The 17,196-nt window shown below is 69.5% G+C and carries 16 protein-coding genes and 1 riboswitch; of the genes, 10 read left to right on the forward strand and 6 right to left on the reverse strand.

Annotated elements, in window-relative coordinates; all coding sequences use genetic code 11:
• Window positions 1-67 precede the first annotated feature (67 nt).
• The 3 genes from FK531_RS11435 to FK531_RS11445 are packed head-to-tail and all read right to left on the reverse strand — an operon-like array spanning window position 68 to window position 4,699.
• Window positions 68-2,356, reverse strand: a complete 2,289-nt coding sequence (locus FK531_RS11435; protein ID WP_181762914.1) for a serine/threonine-protein kinase — start codon at window positions 2,354-2,356, stop codon at window positions 68-70.
• A 10-nt stretch (window positions 2,357-2,366) separates the two neighbouring features.
• Complete coding sequence (locus tag FK531_RS11440) at window positions 2,367-3,311, reverse strand: glutamate ABC transporter substrate-binding protein (protein WP_142099305.1); 945 nt, start codon at window positions 3,309-3,311, stop codon at window positions 2,367-2,369.
• Between the two features lie 35 nt (window positions 3,312-3,346).
• Entirely contained in the window at window positions 3,347-4,699 is a 1,353-nt protein-coding gene (locus tag FK531_RS11445) for a GlnX family signal transduction membrane protein (RefSeq protein ID WP_142099307.1), read from the reverse strand.
• A 169-nt stretch (window positions 4,700-4,868) separates the two neighbouring features.
• Between FK531_RS11445 and FK531_RS11450 the strand changes: the two genes are divergently transcribed.
• Window positions 4,869-5,738 carry an NUDIX hydrolase gene (locus FK531_RS11450; RefSeq protein WP_142099309.1) on the forward strand — a complete coding sequence of 290 codons (870 nt, stop codon included), beginning with the start codon at window positions 4,869-4,871 and terminating at the stop codon, window positions 5,736-5,738.
• A gap of 116 nt (window positions 5,739-5,854) precedes the next feature.
• Here FK531_RS11450 and thiE read toward each other — a convergent pair whose 3' ends face one another.
• Window positions 5,855-6,571 carry a thiamine phosphate synthase gene (gene thiE, locus FK531_RS11455; RefSeq protein WP_142099311.1) on the reverse strand — a complete coding sequence of 239 codons (717 nt, stop codon included), beginning with the start codon at window positions 6,569-6,571 and terminating at the stop codon, window positions 5,855-5,857.
• Between the two features lie 26 nt (window positions 6,572-6,597).
• Window positions 6,598-6,709: riboswitch (TPP riboswitch) on the forward strand.
• Here thiE and thiO point away from each other — a divergent pair.
• The 6 genes from thiO (at window position 6,706) to FK531_RS11485 (ending at window position 11,640) form a co-directional block, all read left to right on the forward strand.
• On the forward strand, window positions 6,706-7,794 hold the full coding sequence (gene thiO, locus FK531_RS11460; RefSeq protein ID WP_142099313.1) for a glycine oxidase ThiO: 1,089 nt from the start codon (window positions 6,706-6,708) through the stop codon (window positions 7,792-7,794). (Overlaps the previous riboswitch by 4 nt.)
• Window positions 7,795-8,013: a sulfur carrier protein ThiS gene (thiS, locus tag FK531_RS11465; protein WP_142099315.1), complete on the forward strand. Its 219-nt coding sequence runs from the start codon at window positions 7,795-7,797 to the stop codon at window positions 8,011-8,013.
• 4 nt (window positions 8,014-8,017) lie between these two features.
• Complete coding sequence (locus tag FK531_RS11470; RefSeq protein WP_181762928.1) at window positions 8,018-8,776, forward strand: thiazole synthase; 759 nt, start codon at window positions 8,018-8,020, stop codon at window positions 8,774-8,776.
• Between the two features lie 77 nt (window positions 8,777-8,853).
• Window positions 8,854-9,807 carry a polyphosphate kinase 2 gene (ppk2, locus tag FK531_RS11475; protein ID WP_142099596.1) on the forward strand — a complete coding sequence of 318 codons (954 nt, stop codon included), beginning with the start codon at window positions 8,854-8,856 and terminating at the stop codon, window positions 9,805-9,807.
• A gap of 91 nt (window positions 9,808-9,898) precedes the next feature.
• Window positions 9,899-10,846: an ABC transporter ATP-binding protein gene (locus FK531_RS11480; RefSeq protein WP_142099317.1), complete on the forward strand. Its 948-nt coding sequence runs from the start codon at window positions 9,899-9,901 to the stop codon at window positions 10,844-10,846.
• A complete protein-coding gene (locus tag FK531_RS11485) occupies window positions 10,846-11,640 on the forward strand; it encodes an ABC transporter permease (RefSeq protein ID WP_142099319.1) in 795 nt (264 codons plus the stop codon). The genes FK531_RS11480 and FK531_RS11485 overlap by 1 nt, the downstream gene beginning before the upstream one ends.
• A gap of 43 nt (window positions 11,641-11,683) precedes the next feature.
• Here the strand turns inward: FK531_RS11485 and FK531_RS11490 are convergent, their stop codons facing one another.
• The gene (locus FK531_RS11490; protein ID WP_142099320.1) at window positions 11,684-12,844 is read right to left on the reverse strand and encodes a MalY/PatB family protein; all 1,161 of its coding nucleotides are present in this window, start codon (window positions 12,842-12,844) and stop codon (window positions 11,684-11,686) included.
• A complete protein-coding gene (locus FK531_RS11495) occupies window positions 12,841-13,620 on the reverse strand; it encodes a helix-turn-helix transcriptional regulator (protein ID WP_142099321.1) in 780 nt (259 codons plus the stop codon). Before FK531_RS11495 ends, FK531_RS11490 begins: the two co-directional genes overlap by 4 nt.
• A 200-nt stretch (window positions 13,621-13,820) precedes the next feature.
• On the opposite strand from FK531_RS11495, the gene FK531_RS11500 reads away from it, so the two are divergent.
• The 3 genes from FK531_RS11500 (at window position 13,821) to FK531_RS11510 (ending at window position 17,196) form a co-directional block, all read left to right on the forward strand.
• Entirely contained in the window at window positions 13,821-15,221 is a 1,401-nt protein-coding gene (locus tag FK531_RS11500) for an APC family permease (RefSeq protein WP_181762915.1), read from the forward strand.
• Between the two features lie 61 nt (window positions 15,222-15,282).
• Window positions 15,283-15,573 carry a YdhR family protein gene (locus FK531_RS11505; protein ID WP_142099323.1) on the forward strand — a complete coding sequence of 97 codons (291 nt, stop codon included), beginning with the start codon at window positions 15,283-15,285 and terminating at the stop codon, window positions 15,571-15,573.
• 81 nt (window positions 15,574-15,654) lie between these two features.
• The gene (locus FK531_RS11510; RefSeq protein ID WP_142099324.1) at window positions 15,655-17,196 is read left to right on the forward strand and encodes an AMP-binding protein; all 1,542 of its coding nucleotides are present in this window, start codon (window positions 15,655-15,657) and stop codon (window positions 17,194-17,196) included.

The raw sequence follows: 17,196 nt of genomic DNA on the forward strand, positions 1-17,196 counted from the left end.
CGCCGCCCGCGGTCGCGCTGCCCGATGGCAGTGCGGCGGACATGGTTCCGAGGTCGCCAGGAGATTGTCAGAACCAGGTTCGCGGCCGGATCCAATTGGCCATGTCCACCAGTGTGTAGCGGTGCCGGGTGCCGGTTGCGTTGCGGGCCAGGGCCCGCAGGCCTGCCTCGGTGCCGGTGCGCAGGCCGTGCTCGGTGAACGGCACACCGAGGATCGGCTCCCGTCCGGCGCGCGGGGTGTGGCCGAGCAGCACCCAGTCCAGTGCGGTGCCCAGCACCAGAGTCCGCAATTGCAGGGCTCGACCCTCGTCGGGGGGCAGGGCGTTGACCCGCCGCGCGGCGTCGCGCAGGGCGGTCTCGTCGATCTCGTCGATCGGCGCACCGGACAGGCGGGTCAGCACGGCGGTCATCCGGGCGAGGTTGAAATGTCTCGAGGTGACGGGGATCTGGTCGAGGGCCGCGAGGGCCCCCGCGATGTCACCCCGGTCGGCGAGCTGCCGGGCGAGCCCGAAGGCGGCGCTGACGACACCGCGGTCGGTGCGCCAGACGGTGCGGTAGTACTTCTCGGCGAAGGAGCGCCATTTCTCGGGGTGCTCGGTCTCCCAGTGCCCGATGACGAGTTCGGCGCTGGCCGCCAGCGCCAGCTTCGGGGCGATCTCTCCGGGCAGTGCGGCGAGCGTCGCATCGAAACATTCGATGGCGGAACGGTATTGACCCTCGAGTAGCGCTGCCAGGCCTCGGTACCAGTCGACGCGCCAGTTGCCGCCCTTCGTGGCCGTGACGGTGTCGAGTACACGCACCGCGGTCGGGCCGTCGCCGAGGTCCAGGTGCGCCTTGACCTCGGCGAGAGCGATCTCCACGGTGAAGCCGGCGGTCCCGTCCACCGTGCGCTCCAGGCCGTTGGCGCGGGCGCGGCGGATCGATTCGAGGGTCTGGTCCGGCTCGGCGTGCACCATGGCGGCGATCAGTGCGGAGCTCGGGTCGGTCGTATTGATCAGCGGAACTGCAAGTGCAGCAACGACATCGCGACCGTCGATGGTCACCTCGTGGCGGTGGCCGTCGGCGTAGACATCGGTCGCGACCACGGCCGCCTCGGTGCCGAACGTGGTGCGACCCGGGCTCAGCACCTCGGACAGCCCCGGCCGTTCCTCGCCGGTCTGCTGGGCCAGGATCTCACGCAGCACGCCGGTGAGTTGCCCGGCCATCTCCTGGGCGGTCGGGAAACGTCGGTTGGGGTCCGGGTCGGTGGCCCGCAACAGCAGTCGGTGGAACGACTCGTACTCGGCCAGCAGCGGAGCCTGCTCCGGCGACGGGAGTCCGTCGACGTACCGGCCCTTCTCCGATGGCAGGTGGAGCGTGAGCACGGCCAGTGTGCGCCCGACCGTGTAGATGTCCGACGCCACGGTCGGGCCGGTCTCGACGATCTCGGGCGCCTGGTAGCCGGGCGTGCCGTAGAGGTAGCCGAAGCCCTCGATGCCCGCCACCGCGCCGAGGTCGATCAGCTTGAGTTGGTCGTCGGTGACCATGATGTTCTCCGGCTTGAGGTCGTTGTAGACCAGCCCGACGGAGTGCAGGTAGTCGAGCGCAGGCAGGATCTCGAGCACGTAAGCGATCGCCTGCTCGACCGGAATCCGTTCCGGCCGTGGGTGAGTGCTCAGCACGTCGCGCAGGGAGTGCCCGCCCACATACTCCATGACGATGTATCCCATCGGGCTGCCGTCCGGGCGCGGGTGTTCGACGAAGTTGAAGATCTTCACGATGCTCGGATGTTCGACCTCGGCGAGGAACTGCCGTTCCGCCAACGCCACGGCCTGGGCCTCCGCGTCGCCGAAGTGGAGCAGTCCCTTGAGGACCACCCATCGGTCGCTGACGTTGCGGTCGATCGCCAGGTAGATCCAGCCGAGGCCGCCGTGCGCGATGCACCCCTGGACCTCGTACTGGCCCGCCACCAGATCGCCCGGCGCGAGCAGCGGGGTGAAGTCGAAGACGGTGCCGCAGGACCCGCAGATGCCCGCGGAGACCGCCGGCCCGCCGCCGGCGGCCCGTCCGACCGGCTTCCCGCACTTCCAGCAGAAGCGTTTGTTCTCGGCCACAACGGCTTCGGTCATCACCGCCTCGGCGGGCTCGGGCGCGGAAACCGGTGGTACCTCGACCATCCCGGCGCCGATCCGGCGGCGAGTGCTGGTTCGCGACCGTTGGGTGCGGCTGCGCCGACCGGTGGTGCGCGTCGGTGTCGAGCGGGTCGAGGCGGAGGGTGCGGGCGCGGCACGGGTGGGCTGAGAGGCCGGGACGGCCTCGGGCTCCTGGGCCGGGGAAGCCGCCCGCGTCGGGACGTCGGGCTCGTCGGGTGTGGTCACAGCAATGCCCTCAGTCCTGGTAGTGCGGGGCCGGCGGGCCGGTGGGGGGACCGAGCATGCCGAGCCACCGGTCGTAGAGCCGCAGCCACGTCCCGTCCCGGCGGATCCGGTCGAGGCTGCCGTTGACCAGACGCACCAGATCGGGATCGGCCTTGTTGACCCCGATTCCGTAGGGTTCGGGACTGAGGCTCTCGCCCACGATCTGGAGGTTCGGGTCCTGGGAGGCGAGGCCCGCGAGGAGGGCGTCGTCGGTGGTCACCGCGTCCACCTGTCGCTGTTGCAGGACCACCAGGCAGTCCGCCCAGTTCGGGACCGTGACGATGGTCGCCGCGGGTTGGACGCGCTGCATGTGGTCGACCGAGGTGGTGCCGGCCGCGGCGCACACCCGTTTGCCCGCGAGGTCGGCCGCGCCCCGGATGCCCGAGCCCTTGGCTGCGAGGACCCGTTGCTGCGCAAGGAAGTACACCGTGGAGAAGGCGACCTGTTCGCGTCGCTCGCAGTTGATCGTCATGGTCTTGACGACGATGTCGACGGTGTTGTCGTTCAGCGCCGGTATCCGGTCGGCGGAGGACAGGATGCGGAACTCGACACGGTTGGGATCGCCGAGCAGGTCGCGTGCGACCTCCCGGGCGATGTCGGCGTCGAAGCCCTCGATGGTCCCGGTGCCCGGGTCGCGGAAGCTGAAGAGATTGCTGCCGGTGTCGAGTCCGACGACCAGCCTGCCCCTGGCCTGGATCCGCGCCAGCGACGCAACGGGTGGTGTGGTGCCCTCGGGGAAGGGGCGCAGGCTCGCGGTCGGATCCCCGCAGTCGCGCGCCGGGGCGGTACCGGTCGGCGATGCGGCGACGCTCGCGCCCGCGGGCATCGGCGGCGATGCGTAGTCAGGTCGCGCGGCGGGACCGCTCGGTTGCGTGCCGGCACACCCGGCGAGCGCACAGGCCGCGGCCGCGGCCATGAATAGTCCTGTCCACCGGTGTATTCCGGGCCGGGTCACTGGTACTCCCGCAGTCGCGGCAGGAGCCCGGACACGATTCCGGCCACCGCGAGGGCCGCCAGCACCAGTGCGCCGGGTGCGAGTGCGGTCAGGGTGGACACCGCCCGGTCGACGTTGCGGCGCAGCTCCGTTCGGGTCTGCCCGATCGCGTCGCTGAGTTCGCTGTCGGTCTCGGCGAAATGCGACGCCGAATCGCGGTCCCCGGTGCCGACCGCCATCGTGACCGCGCCGGTCCAGTCGCCGCTACCGAGCAGTGAGTCCAGTTGCCGATGCGCTCGTGACCACGCTGCACTCGCCTCGGCAGCCGCCGCGACCTGGGCAGTACCGACCTCCACCCGGCCGCTACGCGGGTAGTCGTCGAAGATCGCCTGCAGCCGTGCCAGATGGTCGTCGAACTGCTGCTCGTACTTGGCGCTGAGCTCACGCCGGACCAGGCCGAGCATCTCGTCGGCACGGGCCTGCTGGGCGAGGATGCGGGCGGTGGTCAGGTCCGTGAGCGGTCGGGCACCCTGGTCGAGAGCGTGCCCGGTGGCCGTGGCCGAGACCAGCCCCGCGACCACCAGCCAGCAGACCGAGGCGGCGACCGCGACCGCCGCGACGATCAGGCCGAAATTCAGCCTGCGTCGCGTCCACCGGGCGAGCAGGATCGACGCGATCACGAGAGCGGCCAGCGCGAGCACCAGCAGGGCGATCGCGAGCCACGGAGGCCGGGCGAACTCGTCCTGGCTCTGCACCACCCGGTCGGACTGCTCGGTGTGCAACCGCTCGGCGAGCGGCAACAGGGTGGACTGCATCATCGACGACGCTTCGCTCAGGTACGCCGAGCCCACCGGGTACCCGCTGCGGTTGTTCGCGCGGGCCGTCTCCACCAGGCCCGTGTACACCGGCAGTCCGGCCGAGAGTTCGGTCAGCAGGTCGCGCGCGGCGGTGTCGTCGGCCGCGACCCCCGCGGACGCGTCGACCAGGTCCTGGCCCGCGTCGCCGACGGCCTGCGCGTACCGGTCGCGTACGGCGGCAGGTTCGAGGCCGCCCGAGAGGAACGCGGTGGTGGCGGTCGCGTCTGCGATGGACAGGGAGCTGTACAGGTGCTGGGAGGCGTCGGCGAGTGGTTCGATCCGGGTGAGCAGGGTGTCGAGGGTGCGCTGGCGGTCGGCGACCTGGACCGCCGCGACGGTGCCCGACAGGAGCGCGAGGGCGATCAGGCCGATGCCGAGGGAGACCATCCTGGCGGGGGTGGTGCGACCGAACGCGCGCAGGCGCGCGGGTCGGCTCGGCGGCAGTTGCGAGCCCGCCGTCGGGGCGGGCGCGTCGCCGAGCGGCTCCGTCGAAGGTGCAACCCGAACAGCCACTGTGCACCCCTTCTATCTGGCTCGAGTGCCCGACAGAGGGCAGCATATAAGCAGTAACCGCGCTTTGGGATCTGCGACTGGCTAAGTTCGACGGCGAACAGGTGTGGCGGACACACGTGGTGCCGACTTGGCTCGGCGCGGCACGATCTGGGGTAGGTGAACGAAGTCGATGCGCGGTGACGGGGACGGCTGGGCCACGAGCGAGGACGGCAGCCGGTACTGGGGGCGGTTCGGTGCGGCGGGGCTGCTGCTGCGCGCACCCGCACCCGACGGTGGTTCCGCGGTCCTGCTCCAGCACCGGGCGCAGTGGAGTCATCAGGGCGGAACCTGGGCGTTGCCCGGTGGGGCCCGGGACAGCCACGAGAGCACCACCCACGCGGCCGTCCGGGAGGCCGAGGAGGAGGCGGGTATCGCCGCGGCGTCGGTACGGGTGCGGGCCGAGCGGGTGACGGCGCGAGCCGAGGGCGGCTGGACCTACACGACGGTGGTCGCCGATGCGGAGACCGCGCTGGCCACCGTCCCCAACGGTGAGAGCACCGAGCTGCGCTGGGTGCCCGAGGACCGGGTCGAGGACCTGCCACTGCATCCGGGCTTCGCCGCCAGCTGGCCGGCGCTGCGCGCCGCTCCGGTCCGACTGCTGCTCGACACCGCCAACGTGCTGGGGTCGCGGCCCAACGGGTGGTGGCGCGACCGCGCCGGCGCCACCGGGGAGCTGCTCGCCGCGCTCGCCGGAACCCTCCCGCGGATCATCGAACTCCCCGACGGCAGTTTCGGTTGGTTGCCGCGAGTCGAGGCCGTACTCGAGGGGAAGGCGAGTGCGGTCGCGGGCGTCGACGCCCGGGTCCCGGTGCACGTCGCGTCCGGCAGTGGTGACGACGCGCTGGCGCAGCTCGCGTCGAGCCGTCCCGCCTCAGCCACTCTGACCGGGGTTGCCGGTGAGCTGACAGCTGTCGTCACAGCCGACCGCGGCCTGCGTGACCGGCTGCCCGAGTCCGTGCTGCGGCTCTCGCCGTCGACCGTCCTGTCCTGGCTGGACTGAGCGCCGCCCCCCGTCGCAACCCCGCGTCTCCTCCCCGGGTGATGGGAACCTTCATTCGGTCCACCAGGGTGAAGGGAACCATCACCCGGACGGCGCAGGGGTCAGGGCGGCAGGGGTCAGCGGGCGGCGCGGGCGGCGACGTTGCGGGCGAGGGCGTCCGCGAGAGTGCGGGCAGCAGCCTGTGGGTCGCGGGCCTCGGTGATCGCGCGGACCACCACGATCCGGTCCGCACCGGCGTCGAGTACCTCCGGCAGTCGCTGTTCGTCGACGCCGCCGATCGCGAACCACGGCATCGTCGGCCGCGACTCGGCGGTCGAGCGCACCAGCTCGAGGCCCGACGCGGTGCGTCCCGGCTTGGTCGGGGTGGCCCACACCGGTCCGGTGCAGAAGTAGTCGACGTCGTCCTCGATCGACGCCAGCTGCGCCTGCGCCCGACTGTTCGTCGAGCGACCGATCACCACGTTCGGGCCGACGATCCGGCGCGCGTAGTGCACCGGCAGGTCACCCTGGCCGAGGTGCAGCACGTCCGCACCGGCTGCCAGCGCCAGGTCTGCGCGGTCGTTGACGGCCAACAGCGCGCCGTGTCGTCGGCACACCGCAGCCAACTCGGCGAGGGCGCCGAGTTCCTCACGGGTCTCCATCCGGCCGAACTTCTGCTCGCCCGCCGAACCCTTGTCCCGGAGCTGGATGATGTCCACCCCGCCGGACAGTGCGGCCTCGGCGAACTTCGCGAGGTCGCCGCGCTCGCGGCGGGCGTCGGTGCACAGGTACAGACGGGCGCTCGCGAGGCGTTCCCGTGGGGTCAGGTGCTTACCGGAATGCGAGGGATGCACGACCTCAACGGTAGTCTCTACCGTGAACGATGTGACACGGGAGTCCCGGCGGACGCGGGGCTGAGAGGGGGCTCGCGAGCCCCGACCGTCATACCTGACCCGGATCATGCCGGCGCAGGGAGTGAGGTGGAAGTGTGAGCAGAACAGTCGCGGTGATCGGTGGCGGTGCCATCGGACTGTCCGTCGCGTGGCGCGCGGCCCAGGCGGGGTGGACCGTCACCGTCCACGATCCGGCGGTCGCGTCGGGCGCGTCCTGGGTGGCGGGCGGCATGCTCGCACCGCTGTCCGAGGGCTGGCCCGGTGAGGATGCGGTGCTGGCGGCCGGGGCCGCCTCGCTGCAGCGGTGGCCGGACTTCGGCCGCGAGCTCGAAGCACTGTCCGGGGAGTCCCTGTTCACCTCCGACGGTTCGCTGACGGTCGCGCGGGACGCCGCCGACGCCGCCGACCTGCGCCGTGTCGCGGAATGGCTGGAGACACAGGGGTACCGGCTGGACCTGCTCTCGCGGGCCGAGATTCGCGCGGCCGAGCCGTCACTGGCCCCGGGCATCCGGCTGGCGCTGCTCGCCGCCACCGAGTCCGCCGTCGACAACCGCGCCCTCGTGCGTGCACTGCGCCGGGCCACCGTCGACGCCGGGGTGGCGTTCACCCCGCAGGCCGTCACCGATGTCGACGCGCTCGACGCCGACCAGGTGGTGATCGCCGCGGGCACCGCCGCCGCGCGACTGTGGCCCGGACTGCCGGTTCGACCGGTCAAGGGTGAGATCCTGCGCCTGCACCACCGGCCCGGCGTCGCGCCCGCCCCGACCCGGACCATCCGCGGCAGCGTGCACGGCAGGCCCGTGTACCTGGTGCCGCGCGGCGACGGGATCGTCGTGGGTGCGACGCAGCACGAGTCCGGCGAGGACACCCAGGTCACCGTGGCGGGAGTCCGCGACCTGATCGCGGACGCGGGGGCGCTCATGCCGAGCATCGGGGAGTACGAGCTGTACGAGACCGCGGCCGGGCTGCGGCCGATGAGCCCGGACAATCTGCCGATCCTCGGCCGGGTGTCCGACAAGGTGGTGTTGGCCGCGGGGGCCGGACGCAACGGCATCCTGTTGACGCCGCTGTCCGCGGACGCGGTGGTCGCCGAGCTGTCGGGCACGCCGCTGGCCGAGGCGAAGACCTGTTCCCCCGACCGGTTCGACGGGCTCGGGGCTTCGATCGATCGAGTGAGGAAGTAGATGACGAACACACCGGTGAACATCGGCATCACCGTCAACGGTGAGGACCATCAGCTGTCCGAGCAGCTGACCGTGGCCCAGCTGCTCGCGCACCTCGGTCTGCCCGAGAAGGGCATCGCGGTGGCCGTGGACGGGACGGTGTTCCCGCGCGCGAACTGGGATCGCCCCGTCGAAAAGGGCTGGGAGATCGAGATTCTGACGGCGGTGCAGGGTGGCTGACGCGATGGTGACGGACCAGTTGACGATCGCGGACCGCACCTTCGGTTCCCGGCTGATCATGGGCACCGGCGGTGCGGCGAACCTCGCGGTGCTCGAGGAGGCGCTGGTCGCGTCGGGCACCGAGCTCACCACCGTGGCCATGCGCCGGATCGACGCGGTGGGCGGCACCGGTGTGCTCGACCTGCTGACCTCGCTGAAGATCGCACCGCTGCCGAACACCGCCGGCTGCCGCGGCGCCGCGGAGGCCGTGCTCACCGCGCAGCTGGCCCGCGAGGCGCTCGAGACCGACTGGGTCAAGCTCGAAGTGATCGCCGACGAGCGCACCCTGCTGCCCGACGCCATCGAATTGGTCTCGGCCGCCGAACAACTCGTCGACGACGGGTTCACGGTGCTGCCGTACACCACCGACGACCCGGTGCTTGCCCGCCGACTCGAGGACGTCGGGTGCGCGGCCGTGATGCCGCTCGGCGCCCCGATCGGCACCGGTCTGGGCATCTGCAACCCGCACAACATCGAGATGATCGTCGAGTCGGCGGGGGTGCCGGTGATCCTCGATGCCGGCATCGGTACCGCGAGTGACGCCGCACTGGCGATGGAGTTGGGTTGTGACGCCGTGCTGCTCGCCACCGCGGTGACTCGGGCGAAAGATCCCGCGTTGATGGCCACGGCGATGGCGTCGGCAGTGACTGCCGGTCGTGCGGCGCGGCTGGCCGGCCGGATCCCGAAGCGGTTCTGGGCGCAGGCGTCGTCACCCGGGCTCTGACCCGGATCCGGAGGTAGTCTCGACAGGTGGACGATCTTCGGAACTCCGACAGCAAGGACGCCGGCCCCGATTTCGAGATGGCGCAGCCGCAGCAGATCGACGTCACGCCCGAAATCGACGAGATCGGCGAACTGCTCCGCAAGTCCGGGCGGGTGCGCAGCGACGACGGTCCGGACGCGCCGTGGCGGCATGGGTACCCGTACGACAAGAAGATGACCCGCCGCCAGTACGAGCGGCGCAAGCGGACCCTGCAGATCGAGTTGCTCAAGCTGCAGGCCTGGGTCAAGGAGAACGACGAGAAGATCGTCATCATCTTCGAGGGGCGCGACGCGGCGGGCAAGGGTGGCGCGATCAAGCGGCTCACCGAACATCTCAACCCTCGTGGCGCCCGGGTGATGGCGCTGGAGAAGCCCACCGAACGCGAGCGGAAGCAGTGGTACTTCCAGCGGTACGTCGAGCACCTCCCGTCGGGCGGGGAGATCGTGCTGATGGACCGGTCCTGGTACAACCGGGCGGGCGTCGAGCGCGTGATGGGGTACTGCACGCCGCACGAGTACCTCGAATTCACCCGCTCTGCACCGGAATTCGAGCGGATGCTGGTGCAGTCGGGAATCCACCTGGTCAAGTTCTGGTTCTCGGTCGGACGCGAGGAGCAGCACGCCCGGTTCGTCGCTCGCAGCACCGACCCGGTCAAACGGTGGAAGCTGTCGCCGACCGACCTCGCCAGCCTCGACAAGTGGGACGCCTACACCGAGGCGAAGGAGGACATGCTCTTCTACACCGACACCCCGCACGCGCCGTGGACGATCGTCAAGTCGAACGACAAGAAGCGGGCGCGGCTCGAGGCGATGCGCTGGCTGCTGGCGCGGTTCGACTACACGGACAAGAACGAGCGGGTGGTCGGCACCCCCGACCCGCTGCTGATCGGTCCGGCCGCAACCGTGTACGACGAGGGCGAGCAGCCCACCAACCACTTCCCGGAGACGACGAACTGGCCCGTCCCGGGCGGCGACGGTCATCGGGCCATCTGACCGGACTCGGGGTCGCGTCATCCCCAGGGATGACGGACGTCGCGACCTGGGGGCGATGCGCGACGGCACATACTGGTGAATCCTTGACCTCATGATTGAAGTGAGGGGTTTGACAAAGATATACGGGCCCACGAAGGCGGTCGACGACCTGACCTTCACGGTGAAGCCCGGTATCGTCACCGGATTCCTGGGCCCGAACGGTGCGGGCAAGTCCACGACCATGCGGATGATCCTCGGCCTCGACCGTCCCACGTCGGGCACCGCGCTGATCGACGGGAAGCCGTACCACGACCTCAAACAGCCGCTGCGGACGGTCGGCGCGCTACTGGACGCGAAGTGGGTGCACCCCAACAGGTCTGCCAAGGCGCACCTGCAGTGGATGGCCGCCTCCAACGGGCTCCCGTCGTCGCGTGTCGACGAGGTGCTGCGGTTGGTCGGGCTGACCGAGGTCGCGGGAAAGAAGGCAGGGGGCTTCTCGCTCGGCATGTCGCAGCGGTTGGGACTCGCGGGCGCACTGCTCGGCGACCCCAAGGTGCTGCTGTTCGACGAACCGGTCAACGGCCTCGACCCCGAGGGCATCGTCTGGATTCGAAAGTTCATGCAGCGCTTGGCCGCCGAGGGACGGACGGTCCTGGTGTCCAGTCACCTGCTCTCCGAGATGGCGCTCACTGCAGAGCATCTCGTGGTGATCGGCCGGGGACGGCTGATCTCGGACACCTCGGTCCAGGAGTTCGTCGACCGATCCTCCGAGTCGAGCGTGCGGGTGCGCAGCCCCCAACTCGACGCGCTGCGCAGCCTGCTCACCTCGCAGGGGCTGACGGTCCGTGAGGACGGCCGGGACCCGCTCGACGGCCAGGCGCTGGTGGTGCTCGACTCCACCACGGACGCGATCGGTCACCTCGCGGGTAGCAACGGAATCATCCTGCACGAGTTGTCATCTCAGCGCGGATCGCTCGAAGAGGCGTTCATGAAGCTGACCGGTGACGACGTGCAGTACCACGCTGCGGGCGTCGAAGAAGTGATGGGAGGGGCGCTCTGATGGGTGTCATGGCAGCGGAACGAATCAAGCTCACTTCGACCAGGTCGCCCTGGTGGTGCACGGTCGCGATCGTGGTGCTCGGCCTCGGTCTGGCCGCGGTGGTCGGCCTGTCGTCCAAGGCGAGTCTGAACTCGTTCAACTCCCAGGCCGCGGATGGCAAGGAGCCGGACTTCAAGCCCTTCCTGCCGACAGTCGCCGACTCGATCAACGGGGTGACCGGGTTCGGCGTGCTGGTGCTGATGATCCTGGCCGCCCTGGCGGTGACCAGCGAGTACCGCTTCGGCATCATCCGCACCACCTTCCAGGCCGTGCCCAAGCGGGATTCGGTGCTCGTGACCAAGGCCGGACTGATCGGCGCCTTCGGTGCCGTGCTGACCTTCGTTCTGGCGCTGGGCGCCTTCGCGATCGCCAAGGCGACCGCGGGCAGCGCCGCAGGGGCGGACCTGCACCTGTCCGGCGGCGACGACTGGCGGTCCGTCTACGGCGTCCCGATCTTCGCCCTGCTGTGCGTCGTCCTCGCGGTGGCGGTGGGGTCGCTGATCCGGCAGTCGGCCGGCGCGATCACCTTGCTGCTGCTGTGGCCGCTGCTGCTCGAGAGCCTGTTCAGCCTGTTCGGGACCTTCGGCGAGAAGGTCCGGCCGTTCCTGCCGTTCGCCAACGCGAACCACTTCCTCGGCCAGGACCAGGGCATCGACTGGCATTGGGGTCCGTGGGGCTCGCTGGTGTACTTCGCGGTGGTCGTACTCGCGATCTTCGGTGCGGCGCTGGTGATGGTGAACCGACGCGACGCGTGAGGCAGCTGCGGCGCCCGTGCGCGGTTGACGGGTCCAGGGACCCTCACACCGCGCTCGAGCGCGCAGCGCTTTCGGCGATCGCGGTGACCGCCTGCTCGAGCAGTGGTCGCGGCATCGCGAGGTTCAGCCGCACGTGGCCCTGTCCGACGGAGCCGAAGCCGACTCCGTCGGACAGGGCCACCTGTGCGTGGTGGAGGAAGTAGGACCGCGGGTCGTCGAGTCGCAACGGGCGCACGTCGAGCCATGAGAAGTAGGTGGCGGCGGGGTGGCTGAAGCCGATCTCCGGCGCGATCTCAGGCAGCATGCGGGCGACGAGGTCACGATTGCCTTCGAGATACGAGACCACTTCGTCGAGCCACAGCCGGCCTTCTCGGTAGGCGGCGACCGTCGCGATCGCTCCGAGGGTGGCACAGCCGTGCGTGATGTAGTCGTGCAGCCGGCCGAGTGTTCTGCGGTCGGCGTCGTTGCCGACGACGATCTGGGCGCACTTGAGGCCCGCCAGGTTGAAGCCCTTCGATGCGGAGGTCGCGGTCAAAGCGTGGGCGGCGGCGATCTCGCTGATCGACGCGTAGGGGATGTGGCGCCCGCCGCCGTACATCACCGGCGCGTGGATCTCGTCGGCGAAGACCCTACCGCCGTGATAGTCGACGATCTCGGCGATCGCGTCCAATTCTGCGCGGGTGTACACCTTGCCGATCGGGTTGTGAGGATTGCACAGGACCAGGATTCCGCCCCCGGCGCGGAAGGCCGCGGCGATACCGTCGAGGTCCACGGCCCACGACTGCCGGTCCCGGATCATCGGCACCTCGATCACCTCACGCCCGAGCACGGCGGACAGCCCGAAGAACGGACCGTATGCCGGCGTCATCACGACGACCTTCGCTTCCGGCGGGGTGAGCACGCGCAACGCGAGCTCGCAGGCGAGGATCACATCCGCGGTGGGTAGCACGTCCTCCGGCGGAATCGTCCAGTCGTAGCGGGTGGACATCCATTCGCTCGTCGCGCATTGCAGTTCCTGCTCGAGCCACGACGGTAGATATCCGAGCAGTCCACTGCCTACGCTGCCGTGCAGTGCACGGGTCACCGCTGGCGGCACCCCGAAGTCCATCTCGGCGACGAAGGCGCCCAGCGCCTCGGGGTACTTGCTCCACTTCAGCCCGCCGGTGGCGCGGAGTTGGGTGGCGGTGACAGTGTCGAAACTCATCTGCCGGCCCCGTCTGTGTCCTGGTCCGTGCTGTTGTCCGGCTCGCCGAGTTCGTTGAGATAGTTGTAGACGGTGAACCGCGAGACATGGAGGGCGTCGGCGACCTGCCGGACCGCGCCGCGCAGTTCGAACACGCCGCGTTCCTTCAGCGCAGCCACCACCGCGACCTTGTGTGCCTTGCGCATGGCCTCGACCGGGACCTCGGCGGCGGCGACCTGCCTGCCGATCATCATCGCCGCGAACGAGTCGACATCCTCGGTGAAGTTGGCCTGCTCGTAGCTGCGGCTCGTCGCGGGCACCCGCGGGGCGGCCGGGGCGGGGGACCTCACGGGCTCGCGCGGTTCGTGGCCGAGCATCGAGGAGACCACTCGCTCGACCGACTGCCAGAGGGACAGTTCGGTGTTGACACACAGGGCGGCGACCGCGGTGCCCGCGATGTCGCGCACCACCAGGGCGGAGGAGCGGATCCACCGGCCGTCGGACAGCGTGCTCTCGTACCCGTAGATGCGGTCGTCCTCGGCGCCAGTGATCCGTTCGACGAGGATGTCCGCGGCCGTGCCGCCGACGGTGCGACCGGTGACGGAGCCGCTCACCGCGATGACGGAATTGGGAAGACGTGAGAGGTCGTGCAGCACGACCTCGGTGCCGAACGGCAGTGCGTGACCGAGCACGTCGACGATGCCCTCGAGTACGACGAGTAATCGCTCGCCGTCGAGTGTGCGGCCGAGGGCGCCGAGATCGGCACCGAGATCGGACTGTCCGGTCCACTCCGTCATGGCGATTCCACTCCTGTCGGGGGCGCGCGTGTCAGCGATGCGCGAAGCTAAACAAATCTCAACATGAAGAGGAGGAACTCGACTTCATGTTGAAGAACGTAGCAAATCGAGGCAAATTATGTGGCCCTTGACACATTCCGAGGGCACTGCTCATACTTCACGCAACATTCCTCCACTGAATTCAACAAGGAGTTGAGATGATGGGTGCTCCGTCCGCTGCCACCACAGCGGAATCCAACCTGAAGCGCTCGATCACCCTGCCGCAGGCGCTGGGCATCACGTTCCACCAGATCGTCGGTGCCGGGATCCTTGCCATCCTCGGCTCCGCCATCTCGCTCACCGGCGGGGGCGTACCGCTGGCCATCGTGATCACCGCGGTGGCGCTGCCCCTGGCGAGCATGCCCTACGCCGCCATGGCGTCCGCGCTGCCCACCGCAGGCGGCATGTACCGCTACGCCGCGCGGGTCGTCCACCCCGCCCTCGGCTTCCTGAACCTGAGCTTCGTCGTGCTCGGCCAGATCACGGTCGGCGTCTTCGGTCTCACCGCGGGCATCTACCTGGAGAGCCTCAACTCGTGGTTCAACCCACGGTGGGTCGCGGTCACCTTGATCCTGGTGTTCTTCGTCGTCAACCTGCTCGGGGCCTCATTCTCCGCCCGGGTCGGGATCGCACTCGCGGGCGTCATGCTCGCCGCCTACGCGGTCTTCGTGGTCGCGGGCTTCCTCGACATCGACTGGGCCGACTATCCCGCCGTCCTGCCCGACGGCATCGGCGGCCTGCTCCAGACGTCCGCGCTGCTGACCTTCGTGCTCGGCGGAGGCACGTTCATCGCCGAACTCGGCGGCGAGATGAAGAACCCCGGGCGGGCCATCCCGATCTCGATCGTCGGCGGCACCCTCTTCGCCGGGGTCATCTACATCCTGCTCGCCATTCCGGCAGTCGGTGTGCTGCCGATTCCCGAGGTCGCAGGCAAGCCGCTGTCCGTGGTGGCGAGCGAGGTGCTTCCGCACCCGATGTTCGTCTTCTTCGTCATCGGTGGCAGCCTCGTCGCCGCGGTCGGCAGTATGAACGCGTCCATGACCTGGGGTACCAAGGGGCTGCTGATCGCGATCGGGGACGGCTGGTTCCCGGCCGGGTTCGGGGCCGTGAACAAGCGCTTCGGCACACCGCACTACCTGCTCGTAGCGGTGACGCTGGTCGGGCTCGCACCCGTCGTGCTCGGATACGGCATCGAGGACATCGCCAAAGGGGTGTCGGCTTTCCTTGCGCTGGCGATCATCATCCTGGTCGGCGCATCCCTGCGACTGCGACGCCGGCGTCCGGACCTGTTCGAGGCGGCGCCCTTCCGGCTGCCGTGGGCGGTGCATGTCGGGCTGTCGATCTTCTCGGTACCGGTACTCGGCATCACCACGTACCTGTTGCTCACCCACCTGTCCCCGGTTGCCGCGATCGGCCTGCTCGTGTGGCTCGCGGCCTGCGGGATCTGGTTCTGCGTGCGCTACCCGCGAATTCGGCCGATGCTGATGGAACGCTCGCGTGTGCTCCTGACGCCGCCGGGCGTGCCTGCCATCGGCGATGTCGCCGTTGCCGTGGCGAACTGATCCCTCGAATCCCTTGACACCAACATTTTTCGGTAACAACAACCCATGAAGGAGTATCGCCATGTGGATCGTCCGGATGCGATTCGAGACCGCCCTCGACGAGGCCGAACAGGAGAAGCTGTCCCGCGCGGGGCTGCCGAAGTTCCGTGCCCTCGAAGGGCTACTGCAGAAGTACTACGTGCGCAACCGTGACGCGGGTGTGGTCGGCGGCGTCTACCTGTTCGAATCGAAAGAGGCCGCCCAGGCGTACATCGACGGCCCGATCGTCGCCAGCGTCGGCGAGCGGTTCCGGGTGGTCGGCGACGTCGAGATCGAACTCCTCGAAGTGGAAATGACCCTCGACGAGGCCTGACGGCCGGGCGGCGACGGCGCGGGCAACGGGCCCGCGCCGTCACCGCCGTTCACCGATCCTGCACGGAAGAAGGACCCGACGATGTCTCTCAATCTGGCGCTCATCCTGCGTGAGTCCGTCCGTGCCGACCCGGATGCCGCGCTGCTGCATTTCGGCGGCCGGACCTGGACCCGCCGCGAGGTCGACGCGGTCTCGGATCGCGTCGCGGCCGGACTGCTCGCCGGCGGCCTGGGCAGCGGCGACCGTGTCGCCGTGCAACTGCCGAACATTCCCGAGTTCGTGTTCGCGTACTTCGGCATACTCAAGGCCGGGCTGGTGATGGTTCCGATGAACCCGTTGCTGCGGCCGCCGGAGATCGCCCACCAACTTGCCCGCAGCGATGCTCGGGTGATGATCACCGAGCGTGGACTGCTCGAGCAGGCCCTCGCCGGCGCAAGCGATCTGCCGGACCTGGTGCTGGTGGTGGTCGGCGACGCCGAGGTCGTGACCGAGCGCCCCGTTCTCGGCTTCGAGGACCTGCACGTCGACGGCGCCGAACCGATGCTGGAACCCACCGACGCCGAGGCCACGGCCGTCGTCATCTTCACCAGTGGTACCACCGGCAGGCCGAAGGGCGCCGAGCTCACCCACGTGCAGCTGTACATGAACTGCACCCACGCCGGCCGACTCGGCGGCCTTGGCGTCGACGACGTCGTTGTCGGGGTGCTGCCGCTGTTCCACGTCTTCGGTCTCTCGAGCGTCCTCGACGCGGCGGTCCGGTGGGGGTCGGCGCTGGTGCTGGTACCGCGCTTCGACGCGGACGCGGTCCTCGACGCGATCGAACGTCACCGCGCCACCGTCCTGCCGGGAGTCCCGACGGTCTTCGTCTCGTTGCTGGCCGCGAACATCGCCGGGCGGGACGTGTCCTCCCTGCGGCTCGGCCTCTCCGGTGGTGCGGCGCTGTCACCCACCCATCTGAACGCCTTCGAGGCAGCCGTCCCGTCCGCGACCATCCTGGAGGGCTACGGCCTGACGGAATGCGCGAGTGTTGCGACCTTCAACACCGGACGCGGTGCCCGCAAGATCGGTTCGATCGGAACCCCGTTGTGGGGCACCGAAGTCCGTCTAGTCGACAGCGCCGGTGAGGTGCTGCGGGCGACCGGGCCCGATCACGTCGGTGAACTCGAGATTCGGGGCCATCACGTGATGAAGGGCTACATCGGCCAACCCGAGGCAACGGCCGCGGTCCTGCGTGCCGGCTGGCTTGCCACCGGTGATCTCGGGTACGTCGACGGCGACGGCTACTACTTCATCGTCGACCGCAAGAAGGACGTGATCCTGCGGGGCGGCTACAACGTCTATCCGCGCGAAGTGGAAGAAGCACTGCTGCAACATCCCTCGGTGATGGAGGCCGCGGTGGTCGGACGCGCCGACGATCGGCTCGGTGAGGAGGTCGTCGCCTTCGTCGTCACCGAGCCCGGCCTTCGACTGGACCCGGACGAACTGATCGCGTTCGCCAGGGAGCGGGTCGCGGCCTACAAGTACCCACGGGCGGTCACCGTCCTCGACGCCCTTCCGCAGGGGGCGACCGGCAAGGTCCTCAAGCGGGTCCTGGCCGGCGCGCCCGACCCCGTATCCCATTGA

The sequence above is a fragment of the Rhodococcus spelaei genome, assembly GCF_006704125.1.
In the GTDB taxonomy this organism is placed as follows: Bacteria; Actinomycetota; Actinomycetes; order Mycobacteriales; family Mycobacteriaceae; genus Rhodococcus_G; species Rhodococcus_G spelaei.